This window comes from Pikeienuella sp., assembly GCF_046290545.1.
In the GTDB taxonomy this organism is placed as follows: domain Bacteria; phylum Pseudomonadota; class Alphaproteobacteria; order Rhodobacterales; family Rhodobacteraceae; genus Pikeienuella.
In genome coordinates this window covers 183193-200954 of record NZ_JBKAGV010000006.1, presented here as the reverse complement: position 1 = coordinate 200954, position 17762 = coordinate 183193, and the positions used below count along the sequence as shown (strand labels likewise).

The following is a 17762-nucleotide window of genomic DNA, read 5'->3' as shown; positions in this document are numbered from 1 at the left end:
GCAAGCCGGCGGCTCAGTCAACCCGGACGAGGGTCCCGTGATAGAGCGGCTGCGTGGGCGCGCCGGTGGGCGAGCCGCCTTCGGGTTCGAGGCTGATGGCGAAGATCTGCCCCTCCGCCGCCGTGAAGCCGGGCCGGAGCGCGGCGCCCCGCGGCAGGAGCCCGAGGGAGACGGGCTGCGTCCGCCCCTCCGGGATCGTCCACATCTCGTAGGAATTGCCCGCCGGCGGCGCGGTGACGGGGATGACGGTGGCGAGCCCCGTCCCCGTGTCGAACTGGATGATGAGCCCCGCCTCGCCGCCTTCGTCCGCCGTCACCACGGCGACATAGCGCGCGCCCGCCCGCTCCGCCGGAACCGCGATCCAGAGCGCGAGCGCGGCGGCGGCGGCGAGCGCGAGGCCGGAGACGGCGCGCCAGAGCCTGACCTGCCGCCTGAGCGGAACGATCTCCGCCCCGCCGTCGAGCGCCGCCTCGATCCGCGCGAAGAGCCCGGGCGAAGGCGCCGCCTCCGGCGCGTCGAGGAGGGGCGCGAGCCGGCGCTCCCAATCCTCCCGGAGCCGGGCCTCTTCCGCGCTCTCCCGCTCCCGCGGCTCATGGCCGAGGGCGCGTTCGGCGGCGATGTAATCCCGTTCCTCCATGCCCCTCACCCGTCCAGGCAGGTCTTCAGCGCGGCGAGCCCGCGGCGCAGCCAGGTCTTGATCGTGTTCACCGGCGCATCGTAGCGGGCGGAGAGTTCCTCCCGGCTTAACCCCTCCACATAGGCGAGCAGCACGAGCTCCCGCGGCCGCGGCTCCAGCCGGCCGAGGCATTCGGAGAGCGCCATCGCCTCCGCCCCGCCGTCCGGGCGCGCGAAGGGGTCGACGAGCCCCGCCAGCGGGTCCTCCCCCTCGCCGCCGCCGCCCCAGCCCGGGGCGCGGCCGCGGCGGCGCACGAGATCGATCGCCCGGTTCCGCGCGATCACGGCCATCCAGCCGGCGGCGGAGCCGCGCGCGGGGTCGAACCCCCCGGCCTTCCGCCAGATCTCGACGAACGCCTCCTGCACCGCATCCTCCGCCAGGGCCCTCTCCCGGCATATGCGCAGCGCGAGGCCCATTAGTTTCGGCCCCGCCTTGTCGAAAAGCGCGCGGAAGGCCGCGCGGTCCCGCTGCGCGACGGCGAGGAGAAGGGGTTCGAGCGCGCGCGCCTCGTCCATGTCCCTTCGCCTCCCGCGCCCTGATCCTCGCTCCGGCCCCTTCTAGCCGCCGCGAGGGGCGCCGTCGATGCGAACGGATGCGGCGCCGTGAAACCTTTCCGCCGCCTGACGCGAAAGCGGGACGGGCGAGGCGCGCAGCGCGCCGGCCCGGCCGCGGGTTTTCCTCTCCCCGCCTGCGGCCGGAGCCCGGGCCGGGCGCGTGTGTTTGCGCCCGGCCTACCTCCCCCGATCTTCCGGAGGCGGCCGGGAGCGCCCGGCCGATCTGACCCGCGTCAGATCGGCCCGCGCCCGCGTCGGTCGTATACGCCCGACCCCGGCGGGCGCGTTCCCCGCCCACCGCGGCGTGCGCGGCCCGATCTTCGACGTCCGGACAAGCCCGGCGCCCCTCGCCCTCCGGCCTTCGCCTCCGGGCGACGGCCTCTGCGGCTTTCCCCCGGAAAGCCGCTGATCGAGGCCGGGGAGAGGATGGAGGGCGAACGCGCTTGCCGGGCGGGCGATCCGGCGGCAGGATCGGGGAATCGGGAGGGGCGCGATTGGCGAAGATCGGGGAAAGCTGGGGAAGCGTCGCGGGCCTCTGCGCAGGGCTCACGGCGATCGGCTTCGGCGCGGCCATCGCCCCCGGCGCGACGGAGGCGGCCATCGGAGCCGGCGGGCTGATCGGTCGCGTCCTCGGCGCGCGGCAGAAATTCGGCCCGGAATGCGACAGGACGCGGCGGCGGATACAGGAAAGCGTCCGCACCGGCTTCACCAGGATGCTGGAGATCGAGGGGGATGACTGGTCCGCCCATCCCGACCTTGCGGAGGCGGACGCCGCCCTCTCCGCCGCGCTGAAAGGGTGCATGATCGACCGCCGGCGCCTCGCAGCCGCCGCCGTCTCGCGCGCGGGCTTCCCGGAGGGGGCCGTCGCCGCGGTGATGGAGGGGCTGGCGGCGGAGCGGCCCGACCTCTTCTCGCCGGAGCGGGAAGGGACGCTGGCGCATCAATACGCCGGGGCCGTCGTCTCCGCCGGCATCCGCGCCGCGGCGGAGAATGCGGACTGGTATCGCGCGCTGGAGCCCGACCTCATCCTCGCCATCGGGCAGGGGGTGGGCGAGACGCGGGAGGAGGTGAAGGCCGGGCGGGCGGAGAACCGGGAGGGGTTCGCCGCGCTCATGGCGAAGATGGAGGCGCTGGAGGCGAGGTTCGGCGGCGCCGAAAGGGTGGACGAGACGGCGGAGCGCCTCCACGTCTCCCGCCCCGAGCTTCTCGCCCTGCTGGAGGCGATCCTCGAGGAGGAGACCCCGGAGGATCAGATCGACGCCGCCCTCATCCGGGGGCGGGAGCGGCTGAGCGAGACGAAGGCGGAGATCGCGCGCCTCCGCCGGCAGGGCAACGAGGCGCCCGAGGCGCAGGCGGACCTCGAAGCCGCCGCCGCCGCCCTCGCCCGCCCCGACATCGCGGACCTCGCCGCGGCGCAGGAGGCCCTCGCCCTCGCCCGCGCCCGCTGGCTCGAAGGCCGCGCCCGCGCCCGCGCCGCCCGCGCGGCGGAGGAGGCGGCGGCGCGGGCGCGGGAGGATGCGACGACCTTTCAGTTCTTCACTGCGGAGGCCGACCTCGCGAAGGCGCGGCTGGATCATGAGGGCGCCGCGCGCCTGCTGGAGGCGGGCGCGGCGGAGGTGGAGGCGGGGAGCCGGGAGCGGATGCTGCTCTTCCGCGCCGCAGGCGACGCCCGCGCAGTGGCCGGCGGCGTCGTCGCTGGCGGCCCCGCCCATATGCACGCGCTCGAAGTCGCCCGCGCCCGCCTCGCCGCCGCGCCGGAAGATGAGGAACGGCTGCGGGACGTCTCGGTGAGCCTTGACAGGATCGGCGACGTCCGCGTCGCGGCGGGGGACCGGGCGGGGGCGCTGGCGGCCTATGAGGAGGGGCTCGCCATCGCCCGCGCTCTCGCCGCGCGCGATCCGGGGAATGCGGACTGGGCGCGGGATGTCTCGGTGAGCCTGAACAGGGTCGGCGGCGTCCGCGTCGCGGAAGGGGACCGGGCGGGGGCGCTGGCGGCCTTCGAAGGCCATCGCCGCGTCTCGCCGCGCGCGATCCGGGGAATGCGGGCTGGGCGCGGGACGTCTCGGTGAGCCTTGACAGGGTCGGCGACATCCGCGTCGCGGAAGGGGTCCGGGCGGGGGCGCTGGCGGCCTATGAGGAGGGGCTCGCCATCCGCCGCGATCTCGCCGCGCGCGATCCGGGGAATGCGGGCTGGGCGCGGGACGTCTCGGTGAGCCTTGACAGGGTCGGCGACGTCCGCGTCGCGGCGGGGGACCGGGCGGGGGCGCTGGCGGCCTTCGAGGAGGGGCTCGCCATTCGGCGCGCTCTCGCCGCGCGCGATCCGGGGAATGCGGGCTGGGCGCGGGACGTCTCGGTGAGCCTGTTGAAGGTCGGCGACGTCCGCGTCGCGGAAGGGGACCGGGCGGCGCGGGGGCGCTGGCGGCTTATGAGGAGGGTCTCGCTATCGCCCGCGGTCTCGCCGAACGCGATCCGGGGAATGCGGGCTGGGCGCGGGACGTCTCGGTGAGCCTGTTGAAGGTCGGCGACGTCCGCGTCGCGGAAGGGGACCGGGCGGGGGCGTTGGCGGCTTATGAGGAGGGGCTCGCCATCGCCCGCGCTCTCGCCGCGCGCGATCCGGGGAATGCGGACTGGGCGCGGGACGTCTCGGTGAGCCTGAACAGGGTCGGCGACGTCCGCGTCGCGGAAGGGGACCGGGCGGGGGCGTTGGCGGCTTATGAGGAGGGGCTCGCCATCGCCCGCGATCTCGCCGCGCGCGATCCGGGGAACGCGGGCTGGGCGCGGGACGTCTCGGTGAGCCTTGAGAGGGTCGGCGACGTCCGCGTCGCGGAAGGGGACCGGGCGGGGGCGCTGGCGGCCTATGAGGAGGGGCTCGCCATCCGCCGCGCTCTCGCCGCGCGCGATCCGGGGAATGCGGGCTGGGCGCGGGACGTCTCGGTGAGCCTGAACAAGGTCGGCGACGTCCGCGTCGCGGCGGGGGACCGGGCGGGGGCGCTGGCGGCCTATCAGGAAGACCTCGCCATCGCCCGCGATCTCGCGAAGCGCGACCCCGGCAATGCGGGCTGGGCGCGGGATGTTGTCGTTTCGCTGGCGAAGATGGCGCAGGCGGATGAGGCGCGGGCGGCGGAGTATTGGGCGCAGGCGGTGGATCGGCTGGAGGCGATGGAGGCGCGCGGGATCATCGCGCCGGTGGATGCGTGGATTCTGCCCATGGCCCGTGAGGAGCTGGCGAAGGCCCGCGCCCGCTGAGCCGGAGTTTCGAAATTTTCGATTATCCAATCAGATCAGGCAGATGACCCCCCTGCGCACTGTGCGCACACACCCCGCTCACCCGGTCCCGGCCCTGAGCCGGGACCTCGCCGAGCGGAGCGAAACCGCGCCGCCGCGCCCCGTTCGTCGGGGCCCCGGATCGGGTCCGGGGCCGGGAGCCCTATTCCGCCGCGAGGCTCCTTGTCCGGGCCGCGAGGAACCCGTCCACGTCCCGCACCGCCCCTTCCGAGGCCGAGGTCGCGAAGGCCGCGAAGACCTTGAGCGCGGGGGTGATCTTCCGGGGCCGGACCTCCACGGGCTGCCAGGAAGCCGCCCCCTTCGCCTCCATCGCCCGCCGCCGCTCCGCCAGCACGGCGTCCGAGACGTTGAGGGAGAGGCTGCGCCCGGAGATGGAGATGCGGATCTCGTCCCCGTCCTCGACGAGGCCCACCGCCCCGCCGAGCGCCGCCTCGGGCGAGATATGCCCGATGGAGAGGCCGGACGAGCCCCCCGAAAACCGCCCGTCCGTGATGAGGGCGCAGGATTTCCCGAGCCCCACCGCCTTCAGGTAGGAGGTCGGGTAGAGCATCTCCTGCATCCCCGGCCCGCCCTTCGGCCCCTCATAGCGGATGACGACGACGTGGCCCGGCTTCACCTTGCCGCCGAGGATGCCTTTCACCGCGCTGTCCTGGCTCTCGAACACGATGGCCTTGCCGGTGAATTCGAGGCATTCCTCGGGCACCCCCGCCGTCTTCACGATGCACCCGTCCTCCGCGATGTTCCCGTAAAGGACGGCGAGCCCGCCATCCCTGGAATAGGCGTGCGCCCCGTTCCGGATGCAGCCCGCCTCCCCGTCAAGGTCGAGGTTCTTCCAGAGGTTGGACTGGCTGAACGCCTCCGTCGTCCGCACCCCGCCCGGCGCGGCGCGGAAGAATTCCAGCACCTCGGGCGAGGGGTTCCGCATCACGTCCCACGTTTCCAGCGCCTCGGCGTAGGTTTTCGAATGGACGGTCGGCCGGTCGCGATGGATCAGCCCCATCCGGTCCAGCTCCCCCATCAGCCGCATGATGCCGCCGGCGCGGTGGAAATCCTCCATGTGATATTCCGAGGTCGAGGGCGCGAGCTTGGAGAGATGCGGCACCCGGCGCGAGAGCCGGTCGATATCGTCCATCGTGAAGGGCACGCCCCCCTCCCGCGCCGCGGCGAGGAGGTGGAGGATCGTGTTGGTCGACCCGCCCATCGCGATGTCGAGCGTCATCGCGTTCTCGAAGCTCTCGAAATTCGCGATGCCCCGCGGCGTCGCCGTCACGTCGTCCTCCTCGTACCAGCGGCGGGCGAGCTTCACGATGGTCCGCGCCGCCTCGAGGAACAGCTCCTTGCGGTAGGCGTGGGTCGCGAGGGTGGAGCCGTTGCCCGGCAGCGCGAGGCCGAGCGCCTCGGTCAGGCAGTTCATCGAATTGGCGGTGAACATGCCGGAGCAGGAGCCGCAGGTCGGGCAGGCGGAGCGCTCCGTCTTCTCGCTGTCCTCCTCCGAGACGTTGGGGTTCACGGCGTTCATCATCGCGTCGACGAGGTCGACCTTCCGCTCCGTCCCGTCGAGGATGACCTTGCCCGCCTCCATCGGCCCGCCGGAGACGAAGATCGCCGGAATGTTGAGCCGCATCGCCGCCATCAGCATGCCGGGCGTGATCTTGTCGCAATTCGAGATGCAGATCACCGCGTCCGCGCAATGGGCGTTGCACATGTACTCGACGCTGTCGGCGATGATCTCCCGGCTCGGCAGGGAATAGAGCATGCCGTCATGGCCCATCGCGATCCCGTCATCCACGGCGATGGTGTTGAACTCCTTGGCGACGCCGCCCGCCTTCTCGATCTCGCGCGCAACCATCTGGCCGAGATCCTTCAGGTGGACATGGCCGGGCACGAACTGCGTGAAGGAATTGGAGACGGCGATGATCGGCTTGCCGAAATCGGAATCGCCCATGCCGGTCGCGCGCCAGAGCGCGCGGGCGCCCGCCATGTTGCGGCCGTGGGTGGTGGTGCGGGAGCGGTATTCGGGCATCTGGCGTCCTCCGGGCGTGGCTTTTGCAAGAGGGTATAAACCTTCGCCGGCCTCAGGAAAAGCGAAGGCGGCGCTGACGGAAACGTGACATGATGCCATCGCCCGCGGCAGCTATGAGCAACCGGGTCGCGAGGGTCATCGCCGTGCAGACAGCCGCCCTTCTCATGGATCTCGCCCGCCTCTGGCTCTGGGCCGGAGCGGCGGTTTCCGTCCCCTTCCTGCTCTGGGGCGTCGGGCGCGTGGAGCCGAACGCGCGGGGCGCCTGGGCCTTCCGGCCGCTGCTGATCCCTGGCGTGCTGCTGATCTGGCCGCTCGTCCTCTGGCGCTGGTTCCTGCTCGAGACGGGGCGGGACGGCTGGGCGAAGCGGCGCCTGCCGCCCCGGCGGGCGCATGGCTTCGCTGCGCTGCTCCTGGCCGTCCTGATCCCGCTCACGATCCTCGCCGGCCTCGCGATCCGGCAGGCGCCGCCCACGGGCGCGCCCGTTCTGCTGGAGGCGCCGGAATGAGCGTCTCCTACATCCCGGTGCAGTGGAACGGGTTCAAGCACCGCTACAATCTGGCGCTGGCGCTCGCCGTCGGGCTCTATCTCTGGATCTTCGTGCAGCTTGGCCCGGCCCTCCTCGGCCACGCGAGCCCGGTCACGCCGCAGATCCACAACGCCCGCGCCTTCGGCTCCTGCGCCTTCCTGATGATGAGCGTGATCCTGATGATCGGCCCGCTGGCGCGGCTCGACGCGCGGTTCCTGCCGCTCCTTTACAACCGCCGGCATTTCGGGGTGATGACGGCGCTGGTGGCGCTGTCGCACTTCCTGCTGATTTTCGGCTGGTATTACGCCTTCACGCCGGTCTCCTCCTGGGAGGCGCTGCTCTTCTCCAACACGGCCTATGACCGGGCGCTCGGCTTCCCGTTCGAGGCGTTCGGGATCTTCGCGCTGGTCTCGCTCCTGATCCTCGCGGCGACGAGCCATGACTTCTGGCTCTCCTTCCTCACGCCGCGGCTCTGGAAGTCGCTCCACTACCTCATCTACCCGGCCTACGCCGCCGTCGTCGCGCATGTGACGCTCGGCGCGGCGCAGGGGGTGCGGGGCCTCGCCTTTCCCGCGCTGGTCTGGGCGCTCGCGCTCCTCGTCGCAGGGCTGCATCTCGCCGCCTGGCGGAAGGAGCGGGGGGGCGCGGCCGCTGCGGGAGACTGGGTTCCCGTCTGCCGGCCGGAGGAGATCGAGGAGGGGCGGGCGCGGGTCGTGCGGCTCGCCGGGGGCGAGCGGGCGGCCGTCTTCCGTCATGAGGGACGGTTCTCCGCCATCTCGAACGCCTGCGCGCACCAGAACGGGCCGCTCGGCGAGGGGCGGATCGTGGATGGCTGCGTGACCTGCCCGTGGCACGGCTTCCAGTACCGGGTCGAGGACGGATGCTCGCCGGCCCCCTTCACCGAGAAGGTGCCGACCTACCGGCTGCGGCTCCGCGCCGGGCTGATCGAGCTTGACGCGCGGGCGAACCCGCCCGGAACGCCGGTTCAGCCGCTGGAGGCCCCGGGATGAGGGCGCGGGACGAATTCTTCATCGGGTTCTTCCCGATCCCGCCAGGGCTCCGGCCGTTCCTCGCCGCCATTGCGGCGGCCTTGATCCTGCTCTTCGCCGCCGCCGGCTGGTTCGCGGCCTCCACCCAGGCGGCGCCGGAGGAGGCCGGGTTCCGCTTCGATTTCGGGCGGCAGGAGGTGACGGGCGTCCTCTCCCTCCATCCCTATCCGCTGATCCGGGTGACGGAGGGCTCCGAACGCCTCGCCGCGGGGCGGACTGTGATGCTCTCGGGCGGGGGCAAGTTCGCGCCGCCGCAGGCGGCCTCGCTTGACGGGAAACTCGTGAAGGCCGGCGGCGTGATCCTGAAGCGCGGCGATCTCGACATGCTCCAGATCGGCGGCGGGGAGCGGAACCTCTCCGCCGCCGAAGGCGAGGCGCCCGCGCTCTCCCCTCCCGAACGGCTCGGGCGGTGGCGCCTCGAAGGCGAAATCTGCGACGGGAAATGCGCCGCCGGGGCGATGCGGCCGGGGCGCGGCCTCTCGCACAAGGCCTGCGCCAATCTCTGCATCACCGGCGGGGTTCCGGCCGTCTTCGTCTCGGCCGCGCCGGTAGAGGGCGCGGCGTTCCTGCTGATGGCCGGGCCGGAGGGCGGGCCGCTCCCGCCCGAGGCGCTCGCCTTCACCGCCGCCTATGTGTCGGTCGAAGGCGAGATCGAACGGATCGGCGACCTTCTGGTTTTCCGGATCGACCCGGCGACGCTGAGGGCGCTCTGAGATGCGCGGGCTGCTCGGCGCGCTCCTGTTTCTCCTGCTGGCGCTGGCGCTGGCCTATATCTCCCGGTTCTGGCCGTTCCGCCTCTGGGGGCCGGAGCCGCTCCTCGGCGCCCTGCCGCCGGGCGGGGATCTCTGGCGCGGCTGGATGCGGATGCTCGGGCTCGGGGCCTATGACCTCATCCTCTGGGGCGTCTTCGTCTTCGCGCTCCTGACCGGAGCGGAGAGGCTGTGGTCCCGCCTCGGAAAGCACGAATGACGCATTGGATTGCGGCGCCCCTTTCGAAGAGTCTTCGACATATCTCACGGGACACGCAAGAATCTGCGGAAAGCTCCGTGGCGAGGCGTCGCCCCCGCAAGCGCGTTGCGATTTCGCTGCGGCGCAGCAGCGGCGCTTGACTCGAAGCGCCGTTAACCCCCGAATTCAGGCTTTCGACACGGAGGCCCCAATGCTGCGACAGCCCTATCTCCTCTTCCTCGGCGACGCGCCGGACGCCCTCGCCGCCAAGGTGGCGCAGGGGATCAAGGACTGGCGGCCCGACGCCTCTGTCGGGCAGCTGCGCCTGCCGGGCTGCAAGGCGGACATGGGCCTGAAGGAGATGAGTGTGGCGGAGGCCGCCGCCGCCGGGGCGCAGACGCTGGTGATCGGCGTCGCCAACCGGGGCGGGATCATCTCGGACGCCTGGATGGCGGTGCTCGTCGAGGCGATGGAGGCGGGGATGGACATCGCCGCCGGGCTCCACACCCTGCTGAAGGACCAGGCGCCGCTCGTCGCCGCCGCGCAGCGGACGGGGCGGCAGCTTTTCGACGTGCGTCTGCCGGTCTTCAAGTATCCGATCGGCGAGGGGAAGCTGCGGAGCGGCAAGCGCGTGCTCGCCGTCGGCACCGACTGCTCCTGCGGGAAGATGTACACCACGCTGGCGATGGAGAAGGAGCTGCTGGCGCGGGGCCGGAAGGCGACCTTCCGCGCGACGGGGCAGACCGGCATCCTCATCACCGGCGGCGGCGTGCCGCTCGACGCGGTGGTGGCGGATTTCATGGCGGGCGCGGTCGAGGTGCTGACGCCGGAGAACGACGAGGATCATGTCGACCTGATCGAGGGGCAGGGCAGCCTCTTTCACCCCTCCTATTCGGGCGTGACGCTGGCGCTCGTGCATGGCGGCGCGCCGGACTATCTCGTGCTCTGCCATGAGCCGACGCGGACGCATATGCGCGGCCTGCCGCATTACCCCTCTCCCGGCCTCGCCCCGCTCCGCCCGCTGGCGGAGACGCTGGCGCGGGTGGTGAACCCGGATTGCGTCTCCATCGCCTGCTCGGTCAACACCGCGCATATGGGCGAGGCGGAGGCGAAGGCCTATCTTGCGAAGCTGGAGGACGAGATGGGCCTGCCGGCGACCGACCCCTATCGCTTCGGCGCGGCGAAGCTGGTGGACGCGCTCCCGTGAGGGGGCCCGTTCGCGGCGTCGTCAGGCGCGAGCTTTTCCCCATCGCCGGGGTCTTCACCATCTCCCGCGGCTCCCGCACGGTTTCCGAGGTGGTGAGCGTCGAGCTGATCGACGGGCCGCACCGGGGCATGGGCGAATGCGTGCCCTACGCCCGCTACGGCGAGACGCAGGAAGGCGTGATCGCGGAGATCGAGGCCTGGCTCGCTTCGGGCGGCGGAACCCGCGCGGCGCTCAATGCGGAGATGAAGCCGGGCGCGGCGCGGAACGCGCTCGACTGCGCCTTCTGGGACCTTGAAGCCAAGCGGGCGGGCAAGCGCGCCTGGGAGCTGGCGGGCCTGCCGGAGCCGAGGCCGCAGGTCACCGCCTATACGCTCTCGCTGGCGAGCCCGGAGGAGATGGAGGCGAAGGCGCGGGAGAATGCGCATCGCCCGCTCCTCAAGATCAAGCTCGGCGGCGGGGAGGAGGATCTCGACCGCCTTCGCGCCGTCCGCCGCGGCGCGCCGGGCGCGACCATGATCGTGGACGCCAACGAGGGCTGGACTCTGGACCTCTATGCGGAGATCGCGCCGCTTCTCCTCGGCCTTGGCGTCGCGATGGTGGAGCAGCCGCTGCCGGCGGGGGAGGACGCGCCGCTGATGGGCGCCGCGCGCCCGCTTCCCGTCTGCGCCGACGAGGCGGCGCATGACCGCGCCTCGCTCGAAGGGCTGGTCGGCAAGTACGACATGGTCAACATAAAGCTCGACAAGACGGGCGGGCTGACCGAGGCGCTCGCGCTTCGCGAGGCGGCGCTGGCGGCGGGGCTGAAGGTGATGGTCGGCTGCATGATCGGCTCCTCCCTCGGCATGGCGCCCGCCGTGCTCGCCGCGCAGGGCGCCGCCTTCACCGATCTCGACGGGCCGCTCCTCCTCGCGAGGGACCGGCGGCCCGGCCTTGTCTATGACGCGCAGGGCGTTCATCCGCCGGCGCCGGAACTCTGGGGATAAGCATGAGCCGCATCGTCTATGTGAACGGAGACTACGTGCCCGAGGCGGAGGCGAAGATCTCCGTCTTCGACCGGGGCTTCCTGATGGCCGACGGCGTCTATGAGGTCACCTCGGTGATCGACGGGAAGCTGGTGGATTATGCCGGCCATGTCGCCCGGCTGCATCGCTCGCTTTCCGAGCTGAAGATGAAGCCCGCCTGCTCGGATGACGAACTCCTCGAAATACATCGCCAGATGGTCGAGCGGAACGCGCTCGGGAACGGCATGATCTATCTTCAGGTCACCCGCGGCGCGGCGGACAGGGACTTCGCCTGGCCGAAGGATGCGGAGCCGGGCATCGTGCTCTTCACGCAGGCCAAGGACCTCGTGAACGCGCCGGCGGCGAAGACCGGGCTCAAGGTCGTCACGGTGGAGGACCAGCGCTGGGCCCGGCGGGACATCAAGACCGTGCAGCTCCTCTTCCCCTCCTTCGCCAAGATGGAGGCGAAGGCGCAGGGCAAGGACGACGCCTGGCTGGTGACGGACGGGCTGGTGAACGAGGGCACCTCCAACAACGCCTGGATCGTGAAGGGCGGGACGATCGTGACCCGCCATCTCGGCAACGAGATCCTGCACGGCATCACGCGGGCGGCAGTGATCCGCTTCGCCAAGGAGGCGCAGATGAAGGTGGAGGAGCGGGCCTTCTCCATCGAGGAGGCGAAGGCGGCGGACGAAGCCTTCTGCACCGCCGCCTCCGCCTTCGTCACCCCGGTGGTGGAGATCGACGGCGCGGCCATCGGCGGCGGCGTTCCGGGGCCGATCGCGACGCGGCTGCGCGAAATCTACATCGAGGAAAGCCGGAAGATGGCGATCTGACCGGGCGGCCGGGCCGTGCGCACACGCTGTGCGGAGTAGTTATCCATATGATTCATATGGATGATCTGAAAGATGGCTCGGCGGGCGGCATGGACGGAGACGCGCCCGCCCGCGCCTTGCCGCCCGGCTCCGTCATGCCGGTTTGAAACCGCCCGCAGCCGGGACTATGCATGCGGGGCATCCGCACGGAGGCCGCACCGGCCTTCGCCACGGGAGAGGGAACCGCAAATGCGCCGCGTCTGGGGATTTCTGGCGGAGTATTCCGCGCTTCTGATACTCGGCGCGCTGATCGGCCTCGCCTGGGCCAATATCGACTATGCGAGCTATCACCACCTGATCGAATACGTGATCGTCGATCACGCCTGGATCGGCCACGCCCATGTGGACGCGGAGGGCCACGTTCATCGCACGCTGACGCTCCACTACCTCATCAACGATGTCGGCATGGCCTTCTTCTTCGCCATCGCGGGCAAGGAGGTGTGGGAGGCGGTGGCGCTGAAGAACGGGAGCCTGCGGGGCAAGAAGGCGCTGACGCCGCTGATCGCGACCTCGGGCGGCATGTTCGGGCCGATCGCCGTCTATCTCGGCCTCGCCGCGGCGATGGGCTCCACCACTTTCGACGCGGTCTCGAATGGCTGGGCGATCCCGACGGCGACGGACATCGCCTTCTCCTATCTCGTCGGGCGGCTGATCTTCGGCTCCGGGCATCCCGCCGTGCGCTTCCTCCTCCTCCTCGCCATCGCGGACGATGCGGCGGGGCTGCTGATCCTCGCGATCTTCTATCCGTCCGGGGAGCTGGCGCCGGAATGGCTGCTGCTCTCGGCCGGCGCGGCGTTCGGCGCCTGGTTTCTCTTCAACCGGCTGCCGCGGATCATGGACCGGGGCAAGCGCGCCAAGACCGCGACGACCTTCTGCAGGAAGGTCCTCGGCTTCTGGCCCTATCTCGCCGGCGCCTGCCTCTCCTGGTACGGGTTCCAGGAGGCGGGCATCCACCCGGCGCTCGGCCTTCTTCCGATCATCCCGGCCATTCCCCATGCCGATATCGACTTCGGCCTCTTCGAGGAGGCGGAGCATCACCAGACCGACCTGCTCAATCACAGCGAACACCTGCTGAAGAGCCCCGTCGAGGTCGTCCTCTTCTTCTTCGGGCTGGCGAATGCGGGCGTTCAGTTCTCCTCGATGGGGACGGCGACCTGGCTTGTCCTGCTCGGGCTCCTTGTCGGCAAGCCGGTCGGCATCTTCCTCATGGGCTGGCTGGCGGCGAAGCCGATGGGCCTCGGCCTGCCGGACGGGATGCGTATGCCCGATCTCTTCGTCCTCGGCTGCGTCGCCGCCATCGGCTTCACCGTCTCGCTCTTCGTCGCCTCGGTGGCCTTCCAGACGGGGCCGGTGCAGGACGCGGCCAAGATGGGCGCGCTCTTCTCCTTCTTCGCGGCGGTCATGGCTTTCGCGGCAGGCGCTGTCTGCCGCGTCGAGAAGAAGGCCTGAGCGGTGGGCGCGGCGGACTGGGCGGCGGCGCTCGGGCCCGCGCCCGTTCTCGTCACGGGCGCGGCGGGGTTCGTCGGCTATCATCTCGCAGAGCGGCTGCTGGCGGCGGGGGTTTCCGTCGTCGGCTATGACGACGTGAATCCCTATTACGACGTTTCGCTGAAGCGGGCCCGGCTGGCGCGGCTCGCCGGGCGCGAGGGGTTCCGCTTCGTCGAGGCGGGGCTGGAGGACGCCGAAGCGCTTTCCCGCGTCTTCGAGGAGGCGCGGCCGCTATATGTCGCGCATCTCGCGGCGCAGGCGGGGGTGCGGTATTCGATCGAGAACCCGGCAGCCTATGGCGCCTCAAACCTCACCGGCTTCCTGAACATCCTCGAATGCTGCCGGCGGGCGGACGTGGCGCATCTCGTCTACGCCTCCTCCTCCTCCGTCTACGGCGCGGAGGGGCGGGCGCCCTTCACCGAGCGGCGGAGCGTCGACCATCCGCTCTCCCTCTACGCGGCGACGAAGAAGGCGAACGAGGCGATGGCGCATTCCTATGCGCATGTGCACGGGCTGCCCTGCACGGGGCTTCGCTTCTTCACCGTCTACGGCCCGTGGGGGCGGCCCGACATGGCCTATTTCCTCTTCGCGGAGGCGATCGAGGCGGGGCGGCCGATCCGGCTCTTCAACGAGGGGCGGATGGAGCGGGACTTCACCTATATCGACGACGTGACGGAAGGCGTCGCCCGGCTCCTGCCCCGCCCCGCCGCGCCCGACCCGGATTTCGACCGGGCGGCCCCGGACCCTTCGCGCTCCTTCGCGCCCTGGCGCGTATTCAACATCGGCAACCGGCGGATGGAGCGGCTCGGCGCGCTCGTCTCCATCCTGGAGCGGGAGATCGGACGGAAGGCGGTCATCGAGCTCGCGCCGATGCAGCCGGGGGACGTGGAGCGGACCTGGGCGGATGTGAGCGGGCTGATGGAGGAGGTCGGCTTTCGCCCCGACACGCCGCTCGAAGAGGGGCTGCGCCGCTTCGTCGCCTGGTGGCGGGACTGGAAGGCGGGGGCGTATCGCGCGGATTAAGGCGATTTTGCCAATTGACGCCCATGATTGTAGTCTCCCGCACAGCCGGCGGGCGAGGTCCGGGCGCGGATGCTGCAATTCGAGGATGTCAGCAAGTCCTTCTACTTTCGCGGGCGCATGCGGCCGGTGATCGCGCACGCGACCTTCACCGCCCATTTCGAGGAGAATTTCGGGCTCGTCGTGCCGCCGCGCGCGGGCGTCACGACGCTGGTGAACCTCATCATGGGCGCGGAGCAGCCGGATGGCGGGAGGATATACCGCTACGGCAAGATCAGCTGGCCGGTCGGCGGGGTCAGCGGCCTCATTCCCGCCCTGTCGGGGGCGGAGAATTGCCGCTACATCGCGATGATCTACGGGCTCGACCCTGACGACGTTCTGGCCTTCGTCATCGACCTCGCGCGGATCGGCCGCTACATGGACATGCCGGTGAAGACCTATTCCTCCACCTTGCAGAAGCGGCTCTCGCTTTCGCTGCTGCTGGCGCTGGATTTCGACATGTATCTCGTGGTTGAGGGAACGACGCCGGGCGACCCGGAATTCGCCGGGCGGGCCGGGCCGATCCTCAGGGAGAAGATGAGCGCGACGCCGATCCTCTTTCTCGGCGGCTCGACGGAGAAGATGCGGGATTTCTGCCACCAGATCGCGGTGATCGACGACAGCCGGCTCCACACCTTCGGGGCGCCGGAGGAGGCGGAGCGCTTCCTCGCCGAGGAGGCCGTCAGCTATGGATGAGGCGCGGCGGGACCAAGAGGCCGAGGCGGAGGAGATCCGCGCCCGGCGGGCGCAGCGGCGGCGCGAGCGCCGGATGATCGAGGAGGCGGCGCTGACCGCGGCGAACGACGCGACGCGACAGGAAGCGGCGCGCCGCGAGGCGGAGCCCGAAGAGCCCGAGGCGGAGGAGGCGCGGCCGGCCGCGGGGGGCGCGCTGGCGCGGGCAGGGGCCCATCAGCCGGCGCTCCGGGCCGGGCCGGCTTCCTTTCCCCCCGATCTCGCCCGCGCGGCGCGCGAGGCGCGGATGCAGGAGATCCGGGGCGAGCTTCGCCGCCGCCGCAGGCTCCGCGCGCTCGGCATTCTGCTGCGCTTCATGATCTTCGTGCTGATCCCGACCGGCGTCGTCGCCTGGTATTACTACGAGAAGGCGACGGACATGTACGTGTCCGAGAGCGCGATGATCTTCAAGTCGGGGACGAGCACCGCGCCCGGGGGGATTTTCGGCTCCTTCCTCGGGGGGGCGGGTTCGATCCAGGACAGCGTCGCGCTGCAGGAATACATCCTCAGCCGCGACATCCTCGAACGGCTGGACCGGGACCATGGCTGGATCGCGCATTTCCAGGACGAGCGGATCGACGAGTTCCACCGCCTCGCCGCTGACGCCACGGTGGACGAGGCGCATGGTTATTACGCCGGCGGGCTGATCCGCCCCGGCAAGGTCAAGGTCTCCTATGACAGCGCCGAGGGGATCATCCGGATGGAGGTCGTGGGCGCGACGCCCGAGGCCGCGAAGCGGTTTTCCGAGGCGATCATCTCCTATGGCGAGGCGCTGGTGAACGCGCTCAACGAACGCTCCCGCAATGACGGGGTGGAGATGGCGCGCGCCAATGTCGCCGCCGCGCGGGAGGACCTGCGCGACGCGCAGCGGAAGGTGGCGGAGGTGCAGGAGCAGCTCTCCATCTTCTCGGTCGAGAGCGAGGCGGGCGCGCTCCAGACCCGGATCGTGACGCTGGAATCGGAGATCGACGAGCTGCTGGCGGAGATCGCGCGGCTGGAGACGGTCACCTCCAACCCGAACGACAGCCGGTTCACGCCGCTCCGCACCAATCTCGAGGTCAAGACGCGGCAGCTCCGCGACCTCCGCGTGCGGCTTACGGGCGACGGGAGCGCGGGGGGCGACCGCTCGATGGCGCAGCTTTCCTCCGAGCTGGAGCTGGCGCGGGTCGACCAGGCGACGACGCAGATGATGTATTCCTCCGCCCTCTCGACGCTGGAGACGGCGATCGCCTCCGCCGCCGAACAGTCGCTCTATCTCGAGACGGTGGTGCGCCCGGCCGCGCCGGAGAAGGCCTCGAGGCCGGACCGGCTCGCCACTGTGGCGCTGGTCTTCCTCGTGCTGTTCGCGACCTATATCATCGGCCTCCTGACGATCTCGCTGATCCGCGAACAGGCCGCAATCTGAGGACATGACATGACAGACCCCCGCGCCGTCGAGATCGGCGGCGGCGTTCACGCCGGCGCCGGCGCGCCGCTTCTCCTGATCGCCGGGCCCTGCCAGCTCGAATCGCTGGATCACGCGCTGATGATCGCGGAAACGATGGCCGGGGCGGCTGCGGCCGCCGGCATGGGCTATGTCTTCAAGGCGAGCTACGACAAGGCGAACCGCACCTCGCTCTCCGCCACGCGGGGGCTCGGCATGGAGCGGGGCCTCGCCATTCTCGCCGAGGTGCGCGCTCGCATCGGCTGCCCGGTGCTGACCGACGTGCACGAGCCCGGCCATTGCGCGCCGGCGGCGGAGGCGGCGGACATCCTGCAGATCCCGGCCTTCCTCTGCCGGCAGACCGACCTCCTCCTCGCCGCGGGGGCGACGGGCAAGGCGATCAACGTGAAGAAGGGGCAGTTCCTCGCGCCCTGGGACATGGCGAACGTCGCCGCAAAGATCGAGAGCACGGGGAACGAGCGGATCATGCTCTGCGAGCGGGGCACGAGCTTCGGCTACAACGCGCTGGTGACCGATTTCCGCGGTCTGCCGACCATGGCGAGGACGGGCTGGCCGGTGATCTTCGACGCGACCCATTCGGTGCAGCAGCCGGGCGGGCTCGGCGGCGCCTCGGGCGGGCAGCGGGAATTCGCGCCGGTCCTCGCCCGCGCCGCCGTGGCGCTGGGCGCGGACGGGCTCTTCATCGAGACGCACGAGGCGCCCGAGAGGGCGCCCTCGGACGGGCCGAACATGATCCCGCTCGCGGACATGCCGGCGCTTCTGAAGATGCTGGCGGCCTTCCGCGCGCTGGCGCTCGATCATCCGATACGGCTCTGACTCTCCGAAAAGCCTCCGGAAAACGCAGGCGTCGCCGGCCCCGCCGTTAACCTTGCTCCCATCGGCTCCGCCTATCCC

18 protein-coding genes are annotated in these 17762 nt (G+C 71.0%); 15 read left to right on the top strand and 3 right to left on the bottom strand.

The features are described 5' to 3' along the window. Positions 1-13 precede the first annotated feature (13 nt). Positions 14-637, bottom strand: a complete 624-nt coding sequence (locus ACE37J_RS04860; RefSeq protein WP_409707879.1) for an anti-sigma factor domain-containing protein — start codon at positions 635-637, stop codon at positions 14-16. Between the two features lie 5 nt (positions 638-642). Next, complete coding sequence (locus ACE37J_RS04855; RefSeq protein ID WP_409707876.1) at positions 643-1191, bottom strand: sigma-70 family RNA polymerase sigma factor; 549 nt, start codon at positions 1189-1191, stop codon at positions 643-645. Between the two features lie 533 nt (positions 1192-1724). On the opposite strand from ACE37J_RS04855, the gene ACE37J_RS04850 reads away from it, so the two are divergent. Genes ACE37J_RS04850 through ACE37J_RS04840 form a run of 3 tightly spaced genes read left to right on the top strand, consistent with a single transcriptional unit; the run spans position 1725 to position 4476 of the window. Further along, on the top strand, positions 1725-3299 hold the full coding sequence (locus ACE37J_RS04850; RefSeq protein ID WP_409707873.1) for a hypothetical protein: 1575 nt from the start codon (positions 1725-1727) through the stop codon (positions 3297-3299). After that, entirely contained in the window at positions 3296-3736 is a 441-nt protein-coding gene (locus ACE37J_RS04845) for a hypothetical protein (RefSeq protein WP_409707870.1), read from the top strand. The genes ACE37J_RS04850 and ACE37J_RS04845 overlap by 4 nt, the downstream gene beginning before the upstream one ends. Further along, positions 3733-4476 carry a hypothetical protein gene (locus ACE37J_RS04840; protein WP_409707867.1) on the top strand — a complete coding sequence of 248 codons (744 nt, stop codon included), beginning with the start codon at positions 3733-3735 and terminating at the stop codon, positions 4474-4476. Before ACE37J_RS04845 ends, ACE37J_RS04840 begins: the two co-directional genes overlap by 4 nt. A gap of 181 nt (positions 4477-4657) precedes the next feature. Here the strand turns inward: ACE37J_RS04840 and ilvD are convergent, their stop codons facing one another. After that, entirely contained in the window at positions 4658-6538 is a 1881-nt protein-coding gene (gene ilvD / locus ACE37J_RS04835; protein ID WP_409707864.1) for a dihydroxy-acid dehydratase, read from the bottom strand. 113 nt (positions 6539-6651) lie between these two features. Here ilvD and ACE37J_RS04830 point away from each other — a divergent pair, with 113 nt between their 5' ends. The 12 genes from ACE37J_RS04830 to kdsA all read left to right on the top strand — a co-directional run bounded on the left by ACE37J_RS04830 (position 6652) and on the right by kdsA (position 17684). Beyond that, on the top strand, positions 6652-7044 hold the full coding sequence (locus ACE37J_RS04830) for a hypothetical protein (RefSeq protein ID WP_409707861.1): 393 nt from the start codon (positions 6652-6654) through the stop codon (positions 7042-7044). Further along, on the top strand, positions 7041-8075 hold the full coding sequence (locus tag ACE37J_RS04825) for a Rieske 2Fe-2S domain-containing protein (protein ID WP_409707858.1): 1035 nt from the start codon (positions 7041-7043) through the stop codon (positions 8073-8075). The genes ACE37J_RS04830 and ACE37J_RS04825 overlap by 4 nt, the downstream gene beginning before the upstream one ends. Next, on the top strand, positions 8072-8827 hold the full coding sequence (locus ACE37J_RS04820; protein WP_409707855.1) for a hypothetical protein: 756 nt from the start codon (positions 8072-8074) through the stop codon (positions 8825-8827). The genes ACE37J_RS04825 and ACE37J_RS04820 overlap by 4 nt, the downstream gene beginning before the upstream one ends. 1 nt (position 8828) lies before the next feature. Next, complete coding sequence (locus ACE37J_RS04815) at positions 8829-9083, top strand: hypothetical protein (RefSeq protein WP_409707852.1); 255 nt, start codon at positions 8829-8831, stop codon at positions 9081-9083. A 190-nt stretch (positions 9084-9273) separates the two neighbouring features. After that, the gene (gene dgcN / locus ACE37J_RS04810) at positions 9274-10269 is read left to right on the top strand and encodes an N-acetyltransferase DgcN (protein WP_409707849.1); all 996 of its coding nucleotides are present in this window, start codon (positions 9274-9276) and stop codon (positions 10267-10269) included. Next, positions 10266-11252, top strand: a complete 987-nt coding sequence (gene dgcA, locus ACE37J_RS04805; RefSeq protein ID WP_409707845.1) for an N-acetyl-D-Glu racemase DgcA — start codon at positions 10266-10268, stop codon at positions 11250-11252. Before dgcN ends, dgcA begins: the two co-directional genes overlap by 4 nt. A 2-nt stretch (positions 11253-11254) precedes the next feature. Continuing rightward, a complete protein-coding gene (locus tag ACE37J_RS04800; protein WP_409707842.1) occupies positions 11255-12106 on the top strand; it encodes a D-amino-acid transaminase in 852 nt (283 codons plus the stop codon). A 228-nt stretch (positions 12107-12334) separates the two neighbouring features. Further along, a complete protein-coding gene (locus tag ACE37J_RS04795; protein ID WP_409707839.1) occupies positions 12335-13594 on the top strand; it encodes a Na+/H+ antiporter NhaA in 1260 nt (419 codons plus the stop codon). A gap of 3 nt (positions 13595-13597) precedes the next feature. Beyond that, positions 13598-14656 carry an NAD-dependent epimerase gene (locus ACE37J_RS04790; RefSeq protein ID WP_409707836.1) on the top strand — a complete coding sequence of 353 codons (1059 nt, stop codon included), beginning with the start codon at positions 13598-13600 and terminating at the stop codon, positions 14654-14656. Positions 14657-14773: 117 nt separating this feature from the next. Then, positions 14774-15388: an ABC transporter gene (locus tag ACE37J_RS04785; protein ID WP_409707833.1), complete on the top strand. Its 615-nt coding sequence runs from the start codon at positions 14774-14776 to the stop codon at positions 15386-15388. After that, positions 15381-16829: a hypothetical protein gene (locus ACE37J_RS04780; RefSeq protein WP_409707830.1), complete on the top strand. Its 1449-nt coding sequence runs from the start codon at positions 15381-15383 to the stop codon at positions 16827-16829. Before ACE37J_RS04785 ends, ACE37J_RS04780 begins: the two co-directional genes overlap by 8 nt. Positions 16830-16838: 9 nt before the next feature. Next, positions 16839-17684 carry a 3-deoxy-8-phosphooctulonate synthase gene (gene kdsA / locus ACE37J_RS04775; protein WP_409707827.1) on the top strand — a complete coding sequence of 282 codons (846 nt, stop codon included), beginning with the start codon at positions 16839-16841 and terminating at the stop codon, positions 17682-17684. Positions 17685-17762: the final 78 nt, after the last annotated feature.

Excerpts from the sequence above, each read along its gene's own strand:
- ACE37J_RS04860 (WP_409707879.1), bottom strand. The coding sequence starts at position 637 with ATGGAGGAACGGGATTACATCGCCGCCGAACGCGCCCTCGGCCATGAG.
- ACE37J_RS04855 (WP_409707876.1), bottom strand. The coding sequence starts at position 1,191 with ATGGACGAGGCGCGCGCGCTCGAACCCCTTCTCCTCGCCGTCGCGCAG.
- ilvD (WP_409707864.1), bottom strand. The coding sequence starts at position 6,538 with ATGCCCGAATACCGCTCCCGCACCACCACCCACGGCCGCAACATGGCG.
- ACE37J_RS04830 (WP_409707861.1), top strand. The coding sequence starts at position 6,652 with ATGAGCAACCGGGTCGCGAGGGTCATCGCCGTGCAGACAGCCGCCCTT.
- ACE37J_RS04825 (WP_409707858.1), top strand. The coding sequence starts at position 7,041 with ATGAGCGTCTCCTACATCCCGGTGCAGTGGAACGGGTTCAAGCACCGC.
- ACE37J_RS04820 (WP_409707855.1), top strand. The coding sequence starts at position 8,072 with ATGAGGGCGCGGGACGAATTCTTCATCGGGTTCTTCCCGATCCCGCCA.
- ACE37J_RS04815 (WP_409707852.1), top strand. The coding sequence starts at position 8,829 with ATGCGCGGGCTGCTCGGCGCGCTCCTGTTTCTCCTGCTGGCGCTGGCG.
- dgcN (WP_409707849.1), top strand. The coding sequence starts at position 9,274 with ATGCTGCGACAGCCCTATCTCCTCTTCCTCGGCGACGCGCCGGACGCC.
- ACE37J_RS04800 (WP_409707842.1), top strand. The coding sequence starts at position 11,255 with ATGAGCCGCATCGTCTATGTGAACGGAGACTACGTGCCCGAGGCGGAG.
- ACE37J_RS04795 (WP_409707839.1), top strand. The coding sequence starts at position 12,335 with ATGCGCCGCGTCTGGGGATTTCTGGCGGAGTATTCCGCGCTTCTGATA.
- ACE37J_RS04785 (WP_409707833.1), top strand. The coding sequence starts at position 14,774 with ATGCGGCCGGTGATCGCGCACGCGACCTTCACCGCCCATTTCGAGGAG.
- ACE37J_RS04780 (WP_409707830.1), top strand. The coding sequence starts at position 15,381 with ATGGATGAGGCGCGGCGGGACCAAGAGGCCGAGGCGGAGGAGATCCGC.
- kdsA (WP_409707827.1), top strand. The coding sequence starts at position 16,839 with ATGACAGACCCCCGCGCCGTCGAGATCGGCGGCGGCGTTCACGCCGGC.